The sequence below is a fragment of the Hydrogenophaga sp. genome (assembly GCF_028698005.1).
GTDB lineage: Bacteria > Pseudomonadota > Gammaproteobacteria > Burkholderiales > Burkholderiaceae_C > Hydrogenophaga.
The window spans coordinates 1-2,917 of record NZ_JAQVEJ010000250.1; the positions used below are offsets into that span (position 1 = coordinate 1).

The window sequence follows — 2,917 nt, forward strand, 5'->3', positions numbered from 1 at the left end:
TTCCTGCGCAAGCAGGCAGACTGAGAGAGGGGGGCACCCCCCTGCGCCGCTGACGCGGCTTCCCCCTCTCTGGCGCCTGGCGGCGCCGGAGGGGGGACGGCAGCTTGGGCCGGCGGAGCCGGACCCTCGCTGCCCCGGGGCTTTCTTGCCCCGGTTCTCGCTGCGCCCGGGGGGCTCCTGTGCCCCTGACGCGGCTCGGTCAATGGCCGGGATAGGCATTATCTGCACCGGGGTCAGGGCCGAAAACTTACAATAGAAAGATGCTCGCTCAACGTACGCTCAAATCCCTGACCAAGGCGGTGGGTGTCGGCCTGCACAGCGGTCAGCGCGTGGAGTTGACGCTGCGGCCGGCGGCGCCGGACACCGGCATCGTGTTCCGGCGTGTGGACCTGCCCGAGCCGGTGGACATCCCGGTCAATGCCGACGCCGTGTCGGACACGCGCCTGGCCTCGACCGTCTCCAGCGGTGGTGTCAAGGTGCACACCATCGAGCACCTGATGAGCGCCTGTGCCGGCCTCGGGCTGGACAACCTCTACATCGACATCACGGCCGAGGAGGTACCCATCCTCGACGGCTCGTCGGCCTCGTTCGTGTACCTGCTGCAAAGCGCCGGCATCGTGGTGCAGAACGCACCCAAGCGCTTCCTGCGTGTGCGCAAGCCGGTCGAGGTGCGTGAAGGCGAGGGCGCCAACCTCAAGTGGGCGCGGCTCGAGCCTTTTCATGGCTACAAGCTCAGCTTCGAGATCGAGTTCGACCACCCGGCGGTCAACTCCACCGGCCAGCGGGTCGAATTCGACATGGGCAGCGGCCGCTACGCGCGCGAGATCGCGCGGGCACGCACCTTCGGTTTCACGCGCGACGTGGAGATGATGCGCTCGCACGGCCTGGCCCTGGGCGGCGGACTGGACAACGCCATCGTGATGGACGACGTCAAGGTGCTCAACGCCGAAGGTTTGCGTTACCAGGACGAGTTCGTCAAGCACAAGATCCTCGATGCCATCGGTGATCTGTACATCGTGGGCAAACCGCTGCTGGCGGCCTACAGCGCCTTTCGCAGCGGCCATGCGATGAACAACCAGCTTCTGCGCGCCCTGCTGGCCCAGCCCGACGCCTGGGAGATCGTCAGCTTCGAGCGTGACCGCGACGCCCCCCGGGGCTTTGCCCAACTGGCACCGGCCTGGTAAGCAGGCGCGGCGCCCCGGCTTCCCATGCTGCTGTTCCGCTGGACCATTTTTTTCCTGCTGCTGGCGGCAGGTGCCTGTTTTGCCTTCTACATCGGTACCGGCCAGGTCCGCTACCGGCGGTGGGGGCTGGTCATTCTCAAGTGGACGGTGCTGGCGGCGCTGGGTTTCTTTGGCGTGCTGGTGCTCGAGCGCATCCTGTGAGCGCGCCCGGTCCCGCACCGGGCGTCCGTGTCAGTACACCCGCCCCGACTTGTAGGCGGCGTGCGTGCGCGCCTGCAAGGCGGTCACCCGGTTCATGGCCGCGGTCGTGCGGCTGACCTGGGCGTGGGTGATCGCCAGGCCCAGGGCGTCGGCGGCGTCCTTGCCGGGCAGGCCAGGCAGTTGCAGCAGGCGGCGCACCATTTCCTGGATCTGCGGCTTGGTGGCACGTCCGTGGCCGGCGACGGCCTTTTTCAACTGCAGTGCGGTGTACTCGGCCACCGGCAGGCCGTTGGCCACGAGGGCCGTGACGCAGCAGCCCCGCGCCTGCCCCAGCAGCAGGGTGGCTTGCGGGTTGACGTTGACGAACACGATCTCGCAGACGGCGCCATCGGGCTGGTAGCGCCGGACCACCTCGCCGATGCCATCGAACAGGGTCTTCAGGCGCGCAGGCAGCAGGGCGCCGTCCTTCGGGCTGGTCTGGATCGTGCCGCTGGCCACGTAATGCATGGCGGCACCTTCGGTGTCGATGACGCCAAAGCCCGTGCATTGCAGGCCGGGGTCGATGCCGAGGATGCGCACGTCGTCAGCCTTTCCGGGCGGTTCAGGGGATGGCCACCGCGCGCATGTTCGCGACGATGGTGGCGGTGCGCCGTGCCAGATAGGCCGAGTTGCGGCGCGTCTCGAAGAACTTGGGCGACGGCAGCATCACGGCCAGGCGGGCGGCTTCGGACGAACTGAGCCGGGCGGCCGGCTTGCCGAAATAGCGCTGGGAGGCGGCCTCGGCACCGAAAACGCCCTCGCCCCACTCGACGCTGTTGAGGTAGATCTCCAGAATGCGTCGCTTGTCCAGCAGGGCTTCCAGCATCAGCGTGAGCACCAGCTCCTGGCCCTTGCGCAGAAAGTGCCGCTCGCCCGAGAGCAGGAGGTTCTTGGCCAGTTGCTGGGTGATGGTCGAACCGCCCATGATCCTGACCGGCCGGGTGGCCGTTCCCGGCTGGCGGGCGGCACGCTGCTCGGCCTGCGCCTGGCGACGCTCGTTGCGCTTCCAGGCCTGCTCGATGGCACGCCAGTCCACGCCGCCGTGGCGCGTGAAGCTGGCGTCTTCGGAGGCCATGACGGCGCGTTTGATGGGCGTGCCGAGCTGGTCGTAATCGCGCCACCGGACGGACCAGCGCCACTTCGCATCGCCGGTCATGCTGGCATGCGCGATGCGCCAGGCTTCCGAGCGCATGAAGGCCGTGCTCTGCGGGTCGACGACCGCCATCAGGGCGATACGCCCGAGGAAGAACAGCTGCAGAGCCAGGCCGGCCAGCACGACCCAAAGCAACCAGCGCAGCAGTGGTTTCATGGCTCTGCACTCAGTTGCGCCTGCAGGCCCGCTTCGCGGGTGAAGCGAAAGCGCGAGACCACCACGATCTGGTCGGCACGGCGGCGCATGGCCTCGTTGAAGCGGCCGAACTGCAGGCTGCGCACGATCGCCTGCGCGCGCGCGTCGAGTGCCCGGTTGCCCGAGGGCAGCGCCACCTCGGTGT

4 protein-coding genes and 1 pseudogene are annotated in these 2,917 nt (G+C 68.2%); 2 read left to right on the top strand and 3 right to left on the bottom strand.

Annotated elements, in window-relative coordinates; genetic code table 11:
* Positions 1-260: 260 nt before the first annotated feature.
* Positions 261-1,184: a UDP-3-O-acyl-N-acetylglucosamine deacetylase gene (gene lpxC / locus PHQ87_RS15540; protein ID WP_300236375.1), complete on the top strand. Its 924-nt coding sequence runs from the start codon at positions 261-263 to the stop codon at positions 1,182-1,184.
* A 24-nt stretch (positions 1,185-1,208) separates the two neighbouring features.
* Positions 1,209-1,385, top strand: coding sequence for a hypothetical protein (locus PHQ87_RS15545; RefSeq protein WP_300236378.1), 177 nt, complete (start codon positions 1,209-1,211; stop codon positions 1,383-1,385).
* 30 nt (positions 1,386-1,415) lie between these two features.
* Here the strand turns inward: PHQ87_RS15545 and ruvC are convergent, their stop codons facing one another.
* The 3 genes and pseudogenes from ruvC to PHQ87_RS15560 all read right to left on the bottom strand — a co-directional run.
* Positions 1,416-1,964, bottom strand: coding sequence for a crossover junction endodeoxyribonuclease RuvC (ruvC, locus tag PHQ87_RS15550; RefSeq protein WP_300236381.1), 549 nt, complete (start codon positions 1,962-1,964; stop codon positions 1,416-1,418).
* Between the two features lie 22 nt (positions 1,965-1,986).
* Positions 1,987-2,733, bottom strand: coding sequence for a monofunctional biosynthetic peptidoglycan transglycosylase (gene mtgA, locus PHQ87_RS15555; RefSeq protein WP_300236384.1), 747 nt, complete (start codon positions 2,731-2,733; stop codon positions 1,987-1,989).
* Positions 2,730-2,917, bottom strand: a pseudogene (locus tag PHQ87_RS15560) (energy transducer TonB); the annotation flags it as partial. The pseudogene PHQ87_RS15560 and the gene mtgA, both read right to left, overlap by 4 nt.